Origin of the sequence: Mesorhizobium maamorense, from assembly GCF_044998965.1 — a bacterium.
Lineage (GTDB): Bacteria > Pseudomonadota > Alphaproteobacteria > Rhizobiales > Rhizobiaceae > Mesorhizobium.
The window spans coordinates 1,647,021-1,662,918 of record NZ_CP173356.1; the positions used below are offsets into that span (position 1 = coordinate 1,647,021).

Here is a 15,898-nt window from a genome sequence, read left to right on the forward strand (position 1 = left end):
CGGTCTCGGCGGGAGTGAGAGGCGTTCGTCTTTGAAGCGGTCGAAAAAGACGATGCCTTGTCGTGGTGCGGAAACAATTTTCGGCAAAAGCTGGGCATGCAACCAATTGCATTTGAATCGGTTTTAGGGCCATTGCCGTGGCGGTGACGCCGCTGAGTGCCCGCTTACGGAATTTTCAATGAATATTCAGACGAATCCAGCACAAATCGAAAAGACCAGCGCGAGCTTCCCGCCCATCACGGAAGAACCGATAAGATCCATTTTCCTGCCGGAGGAACGCCTTCGGCTGCTCGGTGAAAGCCTGGCCAAGGGCGATCTCGCGGATCTGTTCGGCCTGACGCCATTCGATTTCCAGGCCCGCATCCGCGACAGCGCCAAGAAGATCCTCGAAGTCTACCGTTCGACCAACGCCGCGCAGGCGAGGGGCGAGACCATCACGCCCGCGGCGCAATGGCTGCTCGACAACAACTATCTGGTCGAGGAAACCATTTTCCAGGTCAAGCGCGACCTGCCGCGCCGCTTCTATCGTCAACTGCCGACGCTGAAGTTGCCCGACGGCGGCGGCGTGCCGCGCGCGCTGGCGCTGGCCTGGACTTATGTGGCGCATTCCGACAGTTCCGTCTCCGCGACCATGTTCAAGGCCATCGTCCAGGGCTTCCAGTCGGTCGAGCCGCTGAAGATCGGCGAACTCTGGGCGCTGCCGTCGCTGTTGCGCTTCGTTCTGATCGAAAATCTTCGCCGCCTTGCGGTCAGGGTCAACCGCACCCGGCAGATGCGCCAGATCGCCAATGATGTCGCCGACAAGGTGCTGGCGACCGACGATACCCGCGACCGGCAAGCGATCCTGGCCAATTTCAGCGCGCACGCCCAGGACACCACCTTTGCCACGCAACTGCTCTACCGCTTGCGCGACGGCTCGCAGAATGCAGGCAAGGCGCTGGAGTGGCTGGAAGGCGAACTCGAGAAGACCGGCTCGGACGCCGAGGAAATCATCATTTCCGAGCATCATACGCTGTCCAGCGGCAATGTGACGACCGGCAACATCATACGCGGCCTGCGTCTCATCAACGATATCGACTGGACGGTGTGGTTCGAGGGCGTCAGCCGTATCGACACGGTGCTGCGCGAGCGCACCGACTTCGCCGCGCTCGATTTCTTCTCGCGTGACCAGTACCGGACCGCGATCGAAGAGCTGGCCCGCCGCTCGAATCTGTCGGAATATCGCGTCGCCGAAAAGGCGATCGAACTGGCCGGCCAGATCACCAACGAAATTGCATCCGCCGCCGACGGCGCAGATGGCCTTGCGGCTCCTTTAGCGCACACGGATGTCGGTTTTTTCCTTGTCGGGCCACGCCGGCTGGAGCTGGAAAAGGCGATCGGCTACCGACCGACCGTCAGTCAGACCGTCAAGCGCACCTTTGCCAAGACCGGATGGCTGGGCATCGTCCTGCCGGTCTTTGCGCTGACCGTGCTGCTGCTGGTGGTTTCCGGCAATGCCCTTGCCAATCTCGGCCTGTCTGTGCCTTCGATCGTCTTGATGCTGGCGCTGTTTGCCGTGCCGGCCAGCGAAGGCGCGCTCGCTTTCTTCAATACCGTTGTCTCGCTGTTCCTCAAGCCGACGCGCCTTATCGGCTATGACTACAGGCACGGCGTGCCGTCCGAGGCACGCACGCTGGTGGTGGTGCCGTCGCTGATCGGCTCGCGCGACGACGTCGAGGAAAACATCCGCAACATCGAAGTGCACTACCTCGCCAATCTGGCGGACGAGATCCACTTCGCCCTGCTGTCGGACTGGCCCGACAGCAAGACCGAGATCGACGCGGCCGACACCGAGATTCTCGAATTCGCCCGTGACGAGATCGCCCGCCTCAACGCCCGCTATCCCGCCGAAGGCGCGCCGCGCTTCTATCTCCTGCACCGGCGCCGGCTCTATAATGCCGCGCAGGGATGCTGGATGGGCTGGGAGCGCAAGCGCGGCAAGCTGCACGAGCTTGACCTGCTGCTGCGCGGCGACAGCGACACCACCTTCCTGCCGCTCGATGTGCCGCTGCCGGAAAAAGTCGTTCACGTAATGACGCTCGACGCCGACACGCGCACCACCCGCGATGCGGTCGCTACGCTTGTCGGCAAGCTTTGCCACCCGCTCAACCGACCGCATTTCGATGCCACCAGGCGCGTCGTCACCTCGGGCTACACGATCCTGCAGCCACGTATCACCGCTTCGCTGACCAGCGGCGACGAGGCGTCGTTCTTCCAACGGGTCTTCTCGGCCAATCGCGGCCTCGATCCTTATGTCTTTGCGGTGTCCGACCTGTACCAGGACGTCTTCGGCGACGGTTCCTTCACCGGCAAGGGCCTCTACCACGTCGATGCCTTCGAGGCCGCGTTGCAGGGCCGCATCGAGGAAAACACCATCCTCAGCCACGATCTGCTCGAAGGCGCGCTGGCGCGTTCTGCGCTCGTCACCGACGTCGAACTGGTCGAGGATTACCCGACCCGCTATTCGGTCGACGCCTCGCGCCACCATCGCTGGGCGCGCGGCGATTGGCAGCTCCTGGGCTTCATCCTCGATCCGCGCTCCGGCGTCCCGGCGCTGTCGCGTTGGAAGATGGTCGACAATCTGCGCCGCTCGCTGACGCCGATCTTCTGGGTGATGGCGGCGATCGCCGGCTGGACGCTGCTGCCCTTCACGCAGGCCGCGCAATGGCAGGCATTGCTGATCCTCAGCCTGTTCATGGCGCCCACTTTCGACGTCGTCAACGCCATACTGCCCAAGAGCGGTGACCAGACGCCGCGCGGCCATTTCTCCGCGCTGGCGCGCGACGTGGCCTTCGGCACCGCCATGGTGGCCTTGAAGATCGTGCTGATGGCGCATAACGCCTGGATGATGGGCGACGCCATCGTGCGCACGCTCTACCGGCTGTTCGTCTCCCGGCAGAACCTGCTGGAATGGCGCACCGCCTCGCAGGCGCACAAGGCCGGCGACAACGGCATCGGCTCCTACTACGGCATGATGTACGGCGCCGTGATCATCGGCTTCGTCGGCCTCGCCATTCCGGTGCTGGCCGATTCCACCGGCGCCTTCGTCGCCTTTTTCTTCGCTCTGTTCTGGATCGGCTCCCCGGCGATCGCCAGCTGGATCAGCCGCTCGGCCGAGACCGAGGACCGGCTGCGCATATCGCAGGCCGACATCCATGCGCTGCGCACGGTGGCGCGCCGCACCTGGCACTATTTCGAAACCTTCGTCACGGCCGAGCATCATCATCTGCCGCCGGACAATTTCCAGGAGAGCCCGGCGCCAGTGGTCGCGCCGCGCACCTCGCCGACCAACATCGGCGTCTATCTCCTGTCGGTCGTCTCGGCCCGCGATTTCGGCTGGATCAGCCTGTCCGATGCCATCACCCGCATCGATGCCACCATGACGACCATCGAGAGCATGCCGCGCAACCGCGGCCATCTCTTCAACTGGTACGACACCACCACACTGAAGCCGCTCTATCCGCTCTACATCTCGGCTGTCGACAGCGGCAATCTCGCCGGCCATCTGGTGGCGGTGGCGGCGGCCTGCGCCGAATGGGCCGAGGCGCCGTCCGTTCACCTCCAGGGCGATTTCGAGGGCATCCTCGACACAGTGACCATCCTCGGCGAGAGCCTGGATGAGCTGCCCGACGACCGCCGTCAGCTGCGGCCGCTGCGCCAGCGCCTTGCCGACCGCCTCGACGGCATGCGGCGCGCCGTCGACACCATCAAGGCGCAGCCGGAAATGGCCTCGATCCGCACCATCAATTTGGCTGTGCTGGCCGGCGAGATCCGCAAGCTCGCCACCGCCATCCACACCGAGGCGGCATCGCCACAGAGCGATGTCATCGTCGACTGGGCGGCCAGGCTCGAAACCACCTGCGAGGCGCATGTCCACGACGCCCACAGCGACGACAACGCCGTAGAGGCGCTGCGTGCCAAGCTGCTCACCCTGCGCGAGCGCACGCGCCGCTTCGCCTTCGAGATGGAGTTCTCGTTCCTGATGCGGCCGGAGCGCAAGCTGCTGTCGATCGGCTACCGGGTCGAGGAGCACCAGCTCGACGAGAGCTGCTACGATCTTCTGGCCTCCGAGGCGCGGCTGACCAGCCTGTTCGCCATCGCAAAGGGCGACCTGCCGACTGAGCACTGGTTCCGGCTTGGCCGGCCGATCGTCGAGATAGGCTTCCAGGGCGCGCTGATGTCCTGGTCCGGCTCGATGTTCGAGTATCTGATGCCGCCGCTGGTGATGAAGGAACCGCAAGGTTCGATTCTCAACCAGACCAGCAAGCTGATCATCAAGCGTCAGATCCAGTATGGCCGCCAGAAGAATGTGCCCTGGGGCATCTCGGAAGCGGCCTACAATGCCCGCGACCGCGAGCTGACCTACCAGTACACCAATTTCGGCGTGCCCGGTCTCGGGCTGAAGCGCGGCCTTGGCCAGAACACGGTGATCGCGCCTTACGCCACCGTGCTCGCCGCGCAGTTCAACCCGCGCGAAGCGGTGCAGAACCTCGCGCGCCTGCGGGAACTCGGCGCGCTTGGCCGCCATGGTTACTACGACGCGGTCGATTTCACGCCGCAGCGCGTGCCGGAAGGCACCGATCACGTCGTCGTGCAGAACTACATGGCCCACCATTCCGGCATGTCGATCGCGGCGGTGGCCGATGCCATTTTCGAGGGTCGCCTGCGCGACCGTTTCCACAGCGATCCGGTCATCGAGTCGGCCGAACTTCTGCTCCAGGAGAGGGCGCCGCGCGACATCCCGACCGCGACCGTCAGGACCGAGGCGGACGAACGGGCGAAGGACGAGACCGAAACCGAGAGTCCCGACACCCGCATCGTGCTCGATCCTGTGCGGGCGCTGCGTTCGACCAACGTGATGTCGAACGGCCGCTATTCGGTGATGGTCACCGCGACAGGCTCCGGCTACAGCCGGTGGGGCGATCTGTCCGTCACGCGCTGGCAGCCGGACCCGACCGAGGACCGGCTCGGCTCCTACATTTTCCTGCGCGACGCCGGCACTGGTGATTGGTGGTCGGCGACGGCGGAGCCCAAGCGCGCGGCCGAGGAGCGCACCCAGACGCTGTTCTCCGACGATAAGGCGAGCTTCGTCAAACTGGTCGGCACGCTGCGCTCCGAGGTCGAATGCATCGTCATCTCGGAAGGCAATGGCGAAGGCCGGCGCGTGACGCTGTTCAACGAGGGACCGACCGACCGCCACATCGAAGTGACCTCCTTCGCCGAGCTCGTGCTGGGCCTGGAGGTATCTGACAATGCCCATCCCGCCTTCTCGAAAATGTTCGTGGAGACCGAAATTGCCCCCAACAATGGGGCGATCTTCGCCACGCGGCGCAAGCGCGAGACCAGCGAGCCAGACGTGACGATGGTGCATTTCGTCACCGACCCGTCCGGTCCGGCGCGCGACGCCGAAGCCGAGACCGACAGGCGCGCCTTCATCGGCCGCGGCCGCACCATCGTCGACGCTGCGGCGTTCGATCCGGGCGCCCGGCTTGGCGGCCATTCCGGCTTCACCCTCGATCCCGTCGCCTCGCTGCGCCGCCAGGTGCGCGTGCCCGCCAACAAGAAGATATCGCTGACCTTCTGGACCGTCGTCGGTTCCAACCGCGCGGAGCTGGAGGAGGCCATTGCCCGGCTCGACCACCCGGAGAGCTTTGCCCGACAGGCAATGCTTGCCTGGACGCGCAGCCAGGTGCAGACCCGGCATCTCGGCCTCAGCCTGGCCGACGCCGCCAACGTACAGAAGCTGGCGCGCTATCTGATCTATCCCGATCCGTTCCTGCGCCTGCCGGCCGAATCCATCGCTTCGGGACTGGGCAAGCAGTCGAGCCTGTGGCCGACCAGCATCTCCGGCGATTTCCCGATCTTCCTGGTCAGGATCGGCGACGTCGCCGATCTCGAAATCGTCGCCCAGGCGCTGCGTTTCCAGGAGTACATGCGCACCCGTGGCATGATGATCGATTTCGTCGTCGTCAACGAACAGGCCTCGTCCTATGTGCAGGACCTGCAGCGAGCAGTCGAATCCCTGTGCGAGAACAGCCGCTTGCGCGGCAAGGAGCTCGGACCGCGCCAGCACATATTCGCCGTGCGCCGCGACCTGATGGACGAGACCACCTACAAGACGCTGCTTGCGGTTGCCCGCGTGGTTCTGCACACGCGCAACGGCACCATCTTCGATCAGATCGAGCGGGCCGAAGTGGCCGCCTTGCAGGCGCGCGATGCCCAGCAGCCGGCGGCATTGCCCGAATTGGGGCCTATGACGCATTCCTTTGGCTCGCAGGCCCTGGCGGCGGACGGGCACGGGCTCAGCCAATGGAACGGGTTCGGTGGTTTCGAGGGCGACGGGCGGCATTATGTCGTCCGCCTGGCCGGCCGCAGCACCACGCCCCAACCCTGGATCAATGTTATTTCCAACGCCTCGTTCGGCTTCCACGTCTCCGCCGAAGGCGCTGCCTTCACCTGGAGCCGCAACAGCCGCGATTACCAACTGACGCCGTGGTCGAACGATCCGGTTTCGAACCGGCCCGGTGAGGGCATCTATATCTATGATCACGCCAGTGGCCGGGCATTCTCGCCGCTCGCCGCCGTGGTGCGCGATCCGTCGATGACTTACGAGACGTGGCACGGCCAAGGGTTCTCCACCTTCCGGTCGAAGCGCGGCTCATTATCGATGGACCTCACCCATGTCGTCGACCCGGTCGACCCGGTGAAGATTTCCCGCCTGCGCATCCAGAATGCCGGCCCGGCGCCGGCCAGGCTGCGCGTCTATGCCTATGCCGAATGGGTGCTGGGCGGACATCGCTCGCGCACGGCGGCGACCATCGTTCCGTCGCGCGATGCCGCCACCGGCGCCTTGCTGGCACAGAACCCCTACGGGCTCGATTTCGGGGAGCGCGTCGCCTTCCTCGCCGCCGATGACGGCGTGCATTCGGTGACAGCAGACCGGACTGAATTCCTGGGCCGGCACGGCACCAGCGAGTTTCCGCAGGCGGTGCTGAGCGGCGCGGGACTGTCAGGCCGCGTGGAGGCCGGCGACGATCCCTGCGCTGCAATCGCCCGCGACATCGATGTTCCGGCCGGCGGCGACGTCACGCTGTTCTGGCTGCTCGGGGACGCCGGCTCGGCCGCGGAAGCGAGCGCCCTGGTGCGCAAGCATCGGGGCAGGGATTTCGACCAGCGTCTGGCCGACAACGAGCGCGAGTGGCGCGGCTTCCTCGACACCATCCAGGTCGAAACGCCGGACAAGGCGCTCGACACCATGGTCAACCACTGGCTGCCCTACCAGAGCCTCGCCTGCCGCATCCGCGCCCGCTCTGCCTTCTATCAGGCCAGTGGCGCCTTCGGCTTCCGCGACCAGTTGCAGGACACGCTGGCTCTGCTGGCGCACGATCCCAAACTGGCGCGAGACCAGATCCTCAACGCGGCGCGTCGGCAGTTCCCTGAAGGCGACGTGCAGCATTGGTGGCTGCCGCGCACCGGGGCGGGTGTGCGTACGCTGATCTCCGACGACGTGGTCTGGCTGGCCCATGCCACCGCGCGCTACCTGCTGGTGACGGGTGACGCCACCATCCTGAAGGAGCAGCTGCCCTTCATCGATGGACAGCCGCTCGGCGAGGGCGAGCACGATGCCTTCTTCACGCCCGAAATTTCGAAAAAGACGGCGTCCCTTTACGAGCATTGCGCGCGTGCGCTCGATCTTGCCATTGCGCGCAGCAGTCCCGCCGGGCTGCCGCTGATCCTCGGCGGCGACTGGAATGACGGCATGAACCGCGTCGGCGAGCAAGGCAAGGGCGAGAGCGTCTGGCTCGGATGGTTCCTGCTGCGGACGCTGGGCGACTTCGCCGCCGTGGCCAAGACCGAGGGTGATGCCAAGCACGCGCAGGCCTGGGCAAAGCATGCCGACGCGCTGAAACGCGCGCTGGAGAGCACGGCGTGGGACGGCGAATGGTATCGGCGCGGCAGTTTTGACGATGGCACGCCGCTCGGTTCGCGCTCATCCCAGGAGTGCAGGATCGACTCCATCGCCCAGTCCTGGAGCGTACTCTCGGGCGAGGGCGATCCGGCGCGTTCGACGACGGCGATGCAGCAGGCGACCAAGCTGCTCGTCGACGACGAACTCAAGATCCTCAAGCTGTTCACGCCGCCCTTTTCGAAGACGAAGAAGGACCCGGGATACATCAAGAGCTACCCGCCGGGCGTTCGCGAGAATGGCGGCCAGTATACTCATGCCGCCACCTGGTTCGTCATCGCGCTGGCCGAAATGGGGCTGAACGACGAGGCCTATCGCTGCTTCTCGATGCTGAACCCGGTCAACCACGCATTGGACGAGGCCTCGGCAGAGCGCTACCGCGTCGAGCCCTACGTGGTTGCGGCCGATATCTACGCCGGCGACGGCAATGCCAGCGACAACAAGGGCGGCCGCGGTGGCTGGACGTGGTACACGGGCTCGGCGGGCTGGCTGTACCGGGCGGCGGTCGAAGGCATTCTCGGCATCGAGCGGCGTGGAAAGCAGATCACGTTTAGGCCGAAACTGCCCAGCCATTGGGATGGCTACGCCGCCACGCTCAAAATGCTGGGGGCCGAAGTCACGGTGCGTGTCGTCCGCGACAAAAAGACCAAGTCGATCTCGCTTGAAGTTGATGGTTCGAAGACGAAATCCGCGTCTTTCCAACCGAAGGCTGGTAGCAAGGTCGAAGTCGTCGTGAAGATACCTTCGTAAAATCAACAGCTTCAACCCTGTCCCGCGCATCCTCCGGAATGCGCGCGATAGTCTTTTGTCTATTTGCAGATCTCCGCTTCGGCAGCCGGCGGATCCGGTCGGGCCATGCCGGGCAAGATCGCCGTGATTAAAAATGTGGCAGCGCTCAGCGGCTGCCATGATTTTGCCGCAAGGCTGACATTTCACCTTTTATCTCAACCCGTTAGGTGATCACGTGAGATTTCGCCTCGTCGTCATCTTTTGTTCGCTAAACGGGAACGGAAGGGATAGACGGGCATTGTTTTGCGACGCGTTAACCGATACGTGTCAAGAAATGGTGCGGTGCACAATAAATGTTTTGGCGGAGTAGCTGAAGTGTCCCTTCTGCAAATCTACTGGCGAGCGCTCGGTTATTTGGCAGCTGACAGGAAACGCGTAGCGCTGATCTGCTCAGCCAATGTCGCGCTGGCCATCATCGCCATCCTGGAGCCGATCATGTTCGGTCGCGTGATCGACGCGATTTCCGCACACGGCTCCGTCTTTTCGACCCTCGCCCTCTGGGCCGGCCTGGGCGCCTTTAACATCATCGCGTTCGTTCTTGTGGCGCGCGGCGCCGACCGCTTCGCCCACGCCCGGCGCAGCGAAGTGCTCTGCGACTCCTTCGAGCGCGTCATCACCATGCCGCTCGCCTGGCATCATCAGCGCGGCACGTCCAATTCCCTGCACACGCTGCTGCGTGCCGTGGAGACCTTGTTTAGTCTCTGGCTCGAATTCATGCGCCAGCATCTGTCCACGGCCGTCGCGTTGTTCCTGCTGATCCCGACCGCGCTCAGCATGGACGTGCGCATGTCGATGGTGCTGCTGGCTCTCGGCGTGCTCTATGTCGGCATCGGCCGGCTGGTGATGAAGCGGACCAAGGCAGGCCAGGCCGCCGTGGAGCGCCACTATCACACCGTATTCGCCCATGTGACGGACTCGGTCAGCAACGTCGCCGTTTTGCAGAGCTACAACCGCCTCGGCCATGAGGCCGATACGCTGCGCCGCTACGTCAAGAACCTGCTCGATGCGCAGAACCCTGTGCTCGACTGGTGGGCCATGGCCAATGCGCTGCATCGCCTGTCGTCGACGATTTCGATGATGGTGGTGCTTTTGATCGGCGCCTATCTGGTCACCCACGGCCAGCTGCGCATCGGCGACGTCATCGCCTTCACCGGTTTTGCAACGCTGCTGATCGCACGTCTCGACCAGATGTCGGCATTCGCCAACCAGATTTCGGAAGCCCGCGCCAAGCTCGAGGATTTCTACCATCTCGAGGACTCGGCGGCCGACGCCGCCGAACCGGACGGGCTGCGCGATCTCACTAACGTCACCGGCCATGTCCGCTTCGAGAATGTCGGCTTCGAATTCGCCAATTCGGGGCAGGGCATCCACGACGTCTCCTTCGAGGTCCAGGCGGGCCAGACCGTAGCCATCGTTGGGCCGACCGGCGCCGGCAAGACCACGCTCATCAATCTGTTGCAGCGCGTCTTCTCGCCGTCCACCGGCCGTATCCTGATCGACGGCATCGACACCCGCACCGTGACCCGCAAGTCGCTGCGCCATTCGATCGCCACCGTGTTCCAGGATGCAGGCCTGCTCAACCGCTCGATCGAGGACAACATCCGCGTCGGCCGCTCCGATGCGACCAACGACGAGATCCATGCCGCCGCCAACGCGGCTGCCGCACAGGACTTCATCCTGGCCAAGAGCAATGGCTACGACACGGTAGTCGGCGAACGCGGCGGCCAGTTGTCTGGCGGCGAGCGCCAGCGCATCGCCATTGCCCGCGCCGTGTTGAAGGATGCTCCGATCCTGGTGCTGGATGAGGCGACCAGCGCCCTCGACGTCGAGACAGAAGACCGCGTCAAGGAAGCGATCGACGAATTGCGCCGCGACCGCACCACCTTCATCATCGCCCACCGCCTGACTACCGTCCGCGACGCCGATCTGGTCGTGTTCATGGACAAGGGCAGGGTGGTCGAAATGGGTGGCTTCGCCGAGCTGTCGCTGCGCAACGGCCGTTTCGCCAGCCTGCTGCGCGCCGGCGGCCTGCTCAACGACGAAGAGGTCCGCCGCCTCAGCCGCTCGATACAGGGCGAGGCCGCCTGAGCGGGTTCTTTTACCTCCCCCGTGGGAGGTCGGACCGAAGGTCCGGTCGGGGAGCGCCGCCGTCCTCACCCCGCTGCTTCGCAGCAACCCCCCAAGGGGAGGTGACAAGGCCTGCGACACTCCCTCGATTGCCCCAGACGCATAGCCGGGCTATTTAAAGCGGCATGAGCGACAGCACTTCACGCCTGAGCGGCTGGACCGATCTTGCCAACCCGACACGGTTCGTGGCGCTTGCCGACCGGGTGGTGCCGTGGCTGGCGACGATTGCGGCGCTGACCCTTGCCGCCGGCCTCTATATGAGCTTCACCGCGCCCGAGGACTTCCAGCAAGGCATCACCGTCCGCATCATGTACATCCATGTGCCTTTCGCCTGGTTGGCCATGATGTGCTACACGCTGATGGCGCTCTCGGCGCTCGGCACATTGGTCTGGCGCCATCCGCTGGCCGATGTCGCACTGAAATCGGCGGCCCCCATAGGTGCCGTCTTCACCGCGCTGGCGCTGGTCACCGGTTCGATCTGGGGCAAGCCGATGTGGGGCACCTGGTGGGTGTGGGACGCGCGGCTGACTTCGGTCTTCGTGCTGTTCCTGATGTATCTCGGCATCATCGCGCTGACCCGCGCGCTCGATGACGCCGGCCGCGCCGCCTGGGCCGCCGCCATCATCACGCTGGTCGGCTTCATCAACATCCCGATCATAAAATTCTCGGTCGATTGGTGGAACACGCTGCATCAGCCGGCCTCGGTGTTCCGCATGGGCGGATCGACCATCGACTCCTCGATGCTCTGGCCGCTGCTGGTGATGGCCATCGGCTTCACGGTGCTGTTCTTCGCGCTGCACCTGATGGCGATGCGTACCGAAATCCACCGGCGGCGGGTGATTGCGATGCGCAGGGTCGCGGCCCGGCAGGCTGAGCGTCAGCCGGCTTGAATCACCCGCGCCTGGCCAAAGAAGTCATCCCATCCGCCCACGTGCGGCCACCGGCAGGGTTTCCAGCACCGTCTCGCCGTCGATCAAATTGACCTCATTGAACAGGTTGGTGACGACGCAGCAATGGTCGGGCACCACGCGCACGCGCTCGCCGATGCGAAGCTTGCCATCGCCTGAGAGCGTGACCGTGCCGTGTTCCTCGCTCAGGCCGGTCACCCGCGCTCCCGCAACGCCGAGCAACTCGCCGAAATCGGCGAGCCCCAGCGTGTCGCTCGACAGCGCCTTGCTGCCGGCGTCGAGGATGGCACGCGTCCGCGTCGGATGGCTGACCACGGTCGACAACACGCTCAGCGCGCAATCGTCGAGGCTGCCGACGCCCTTGGCGACCTGGTAGCGGTCGAGATAGATGTAGGTGCCGGGCCGGTATTCCGTGACGACGCTGTCTTCGCCGGAGCGCCACATGTCGGGCGTGCCGCCGCTGGAGATGCGCTCGCAGGCGAGGCCGCAGGCAGCCAGCGCCTGCCTGGCGCCGGCGAGCCAGGCCTCGGCCTCCGCCGCACGGCCCGCGGCCGGATAGGTCATCAGCCCGCCGAAGGCGAGGCCCTTGGCCGTGTCGATCTGTCTTGCCAGCCCAACAGCCTCGCCAGCCGTCTGCACGCCGCAACGCCCCATGCCGGTGTCGCATTCGACCAGGACCGGCAGGGGATGGCCGGCATCGGCGAAGGTGGCGGCCAGTCCGTCGATCGTCTCAACGCTGTCCGCCGTCACCGACAGGGTGACGCGCCCATGCAGCGCCTTCAGCCGCTCCAGCTTGGCACGGCCAAGGATGTTGTAGGGGAGAAAAATGTCGGTCAGCCCGGCATCGGCCATCACCTCGGCCTCGCCGATCTTCTGGCAGGTGATGCCGACCGCGCCCGCCGCCACCTGCTTCTTCGCCCAATAGGGCAGCTTATGCGTCTTGATGTGCGGCCTGAGCTTCAACCCGTGGCGGTCGGCATGCGCCTGCGCGCGGGCAATATTGGCTTCGGCGCGCGCGGCGTCGATCAGGATCGATGGCGTATCGAGGTCGTGAATGGTCGGCATCATCTGTCACCCTGTGGAATCCGCAGGGGTTATGGCCCTGAAAGCGCCTTATGTCACGCGGCCAGCCGAGCGGATCGGAGGTTCCATGCGTCCGCGCTGCAAGCCGGGGCGAGGCAATACGGATCGACACCGCATCGTCGTTCGGCTATGCGATTTGTCGGAAAAGTCGACACGAGGACCACGATCATGAAACGCTCCGCCATCAACGACATCATCCGCGAAGCCGACGCTTTCATCCGCTCGTTCGGCTACATCATGCCGCCCTTCGCCTACTGGTCGCCGGAAGAGATGAAGGCGCGCCAGGTCGATTCCTCGGCCATTTTCACCTCGCGGCTCGGCTGGGACATCACCGACTACGGCCAGGAAAAATTCAAGGAGCTCGGCCTGTTCCTGTTCACAGTGCGCAACGGCCGCTACGAGGACATGAAGAAGGGCATGGGCATGCTCTATGCCGAGAAGATCATGATCTCGCGCAAGGACCAGTTGTCGCCGATGCACCGCCACAACATCAAGGCCGAGGACATCATCAACCGTGGCGGCGGCAAGCTGGTGCTGGAACTGTTCATGCACGATCGCGACGGCGGCATCGATCCCAAGGCCGAGGTGTCGGTGCCTGTCGACGGCACCATCCACCGGTTGCCGGCGGGCGGGCTGCTGAAGCTCGATCCGGGCCAGAGCGTCACGCTGCTGCCCGGCGTCTGGCATGCCTTCTGGGCCGAAGGCAAGGACGTACTGATCGGCGAGGTGTCGACCGTCAATGACGATCTCACCGACAATGTGTTTCGCGAGCCGATCGGTCGCTTCTCCAATATCGACGAGGACGTCGCGCCGCTGCACCTGCTGGTGTCCGATTATGAGAAGTGGCTGGGGTGATTTCGCCGTGAATTGAGGCGCCGGCCGGTTGACGGCAAGGCCGGCAGCGCCTCAATGGCAGCAGCCACGTGAAAGTGATTCCCCCGGTTGCCTCTACGGCGATCCCTGGGTGATCGATCCCACCGCTTCGCCGGTGAAGATGACCTTCGTGCCCTCGTGCACTTCGGAGGCGAGGTCTTCGGCGTCCCAATTGGTCAGCCTGATGCAGCCATGCGAGAAGGTTTTCCCGATCTTGCTCGGGTCCGGAGTCCCGTGAATGCCGTAACTTTCGATGGACAAATCAATCCACACCGATCCCACCGGATTGTTTGGCCCGGCGGCGATCGTGAAGGGGCGTTTGGTCCTCACCCCCTTGAAGGCGAAGTCGGGATCGTAGTGATAGGTGGGGTTGTGCACCACGCGTTTGACCTCTGCCTGGCCGCTCGGCGCCGGCTTCTCCTGGCTGCCGATCGAGGCGGGGTACACCGCAAGCACTTTGCCGGACGGGTCGAGCACGCGAAGCTGGCGCGCGCCCTTGTCGACCTCGACCTCAGCAACACCCGCGGGCGGATCGCCTCGGGTGACGGCAGGCACCAGCACCTTTTGCCCGGCCTTCCTGAAGCCGACGCCACGGTTGAGCCGTTGAAGCAACTGTTGGCTGACGTGGAAGCGCTCCGCTATTTTTTCCGCCGCGTTGTGGTAGCCGAGCCTGCGCAGGCGGGCCATTTTCTCCATGCGCGCCGGAATTCGCCTGGTAAACGGTCCGCGCACATCCTTGCGCGTCAGCTCGTACGTCTCGAGCGCCGGGCTCGGGGAGGTCGCGACCAGCTTGTCCCAGGTCTGGCGGGTGAGCTTACCATCGGCGGGCAGCCCGTTGGCCGCCTGAAACGCCCGGACCGCCTTGGCGAAGTTCTCTGCTGCGCGGCCGTCGATCAGGCCCGGCGAGAAGCGCGCGCGATCCAGAAGGATCTGTGCCTTCAGCACGGTCGCACTGACGCCTTTTGCTTCGCTGTCGTCGAATTGCGCGTTGTTGACGGCTGCGACGTCCAGCTTTGCCGCCGCCGATACGTCACATGCCATGGCGAGCACGACAGCCGCGACGAGAAGGAGCCTGGTCATCGACGTCACACTCCTGCATGAGCACCTGCTTCTATGACGTTGCAGGGCCGATCTGGTTCCATTCCCCCCTGCATTTGAGCCGCGATCACCGACCGCCAGTATGAGGAATACGGATCGGGACGTCCGGCGGTCGCGCGGATGCATGTGATGATAGACTTAACGGCAAGAACTCGGCGCCGGCTGCACGCTCGTCCTGCACACAGGCATGACGAGCTGATCGGTACATCCGCCTTGGCCATCGCCGTGGCGAGCTTTGCCAGCAGCGCCGGCAACTCCTCGCTTCGCCGCGCCGTGTCAGGCATTCCACCAGCCCGTGCAGCGCCTATGGCAACGCCGGGCTCACACGCACCGGTGTCGAACGCCATTAACTGCCAGGCCTGCCCTTGTTTTGTTTGCGGGCATAGACGACGCATGCGTCGACGGCGCTGACACACAGCCCATCGCGGCGGTTTGGAAGGTTGTTATCGCCCGCATAGGCGACCTCAGCCACACGGCCATCGACGATGCGAACCTGTGTGTTGCAATAACCTCCCGGAGCGACATTCAACGACCCGCCGACGGAAGGGATAGGGCCCACCGCGAAGGTAGGAAGCACGACATTGACATTGCCCCGCTGCACCGCGCGCTCGTAGCTCCAGATTTGCCCCGATGCTCCTTCGTCGGCGGTGGCGGTGGGGAATCCCGCACACATTCGCAGATCCGCTTCGCTGAGGCCGACCATTTCCTTTTGGGCGGCAGCCGTTGTGGGATCCTCTTTCGCAAGCTTGGACGTATCGTCGGGAACGACGCAGGACCAGAGCGCGCCCGTGCCGGTGAGAAGAAACAGGATAGCCGGTAGTCGAATCCCGCGAGACGCCAAAACCGCTCTCCGATCTGCTGGATTGTTCGCCCGCCCTTCACCGAGGTAAGAGGCCGCCCCGATATTTCAACCCGTGATGATCGGGCTGCCTGTTCGATCGCGAGACGGCGGATCAGGCTGGTTGGTCTGGTGCGGACGGTGGGATGCCCTTCCCGAGGGATGGGTGACAGTTCA

At 64.5% G+C, this 15,898-nt stretch carries 7 protein-coding genes; 4 read left to right on the forward strand and 3 right to left on the reverse strand.

Features of this window, described 5'->3' with window-relative positions; translation table 11 throughout:
- The first annotated feature begins 178 nt into the window (after positions 1 to 178).
- The 3 genes from ACIU1A_RS08370 to ACIU1A_RS08380 all read left to right on the forward strand — a co-directional run bounded on the left by ACIU1A_RS08370 (position 179) and on the right by ACIU1A_RS08380 (position 11,811).
- Complete coding sequence (locus ACIU1A_RS08370) at positions 179 to 8,755, forward strand: GH36-type glycosyl hydrolase domain-containing protein (RefSeq protein ID WP_404927064.1); 8,577 nt, start codon at positions 179 to 181, stop codon at positions 8,753 to 8,755.
- 354 nt (positions 8,756 to 9,109) lie between these two features.
- Entirely contained in the window at positions 9,110 to 10,882 is a 1,773-nt protein-coding gene (locus tag ACIU1A_RS08375) for a glucan ABC transporter ATP-binding protein/ permease (RefSeq protein ID WP_140494133.1), read from the forward strand.
- A 164-nt stretch (positions 10,883 to 11,046) separates the two neighbouring features.
- Positions 11,047 to 11,811: a heme ABC transporter permease gene (locus ACIU1A_RS08380; RefSeq protein ID WP_404927065.1), complete on the forward strand. Its 765-nt coding sequence runs from the start codon at positions 11,047 to 11,049 to the stop codon at positions 11,809 to 11,811.
- Positions 11,812 to 11,835: 24 nt separating this feature from the next.
- Here the strand turns inward: ACIU1A_RS08380 and ACIU1A_RS08385 are convergent, their stop codons facing one another.
- Positions 11,836 to 12,894 (reverse strand): D-TA family PLP-dependent enzyme, encoded by a 1,059-nt coding sequence (locus ACIU1A_RS08385; RefSeq protein WP_404927885.1) that lies wholly within the window; start codon positions 12,892 to 12,894, stop codon positions 11,836 to 11,838.
- A 186-nt stretch (positions 12,895 to 13,080) separates the two neighbouring features.
- Here ACIU1A_RS08385 and ACIU1A_RS08390 point away from each other — a divergent pair, with 186 nt between their 5' ends.
- Complete coding sequence (locus tag ACIU1A_RS08390) at positions 13,081 to 13,767, forward strand: D-lyxose/D-mannose family sugar isomerase (protein ID WP_140560557.1); 687 nt, start codon at positions 13,081 to 13,083, stop codon at positions 13,765 to 13,767.
- A 93-nt stretch (positions 13,768 to 13,860) separates the two neighbouring features.
- On the opposite strand, the gene ACIU1A_RS08395 is transcribed toward ACIU1A_RS08390, so the two are convergent.
- Both ACIU1A_RS08395 and ACIU1A_RS08400 read right to left on the reverse strand, forming a co-directional pair.
- Complete coding sequence (locus ACIU1A_RS08395) at positions 13,861 to 14,865, reverse strand: L,D-transpeptidase (protein ID WP_404927066.1); 1,005 nt, start codon at positions 14,863 to 14,865, stop codon at positions 13,861 to 13,863.
- Positions 14,866 to 15,229: 364 nt separating this feature from the next.
- Positions 15,230 to 15,724 carry a hypothetical protein gene (locus ACIU1A_RS08400; RefSeq protein WP_224519168.1) on the reverse strand — a complete coding sequence of 165 codons (495 nt, stop codon included), beginning with the start codon at positions 15,722 to 15,724 and terminating at the stop codon, positions 15,230 to 15,232.
- Positions 15,725 to 15,898: the final 174 nt, after the last annotated feature.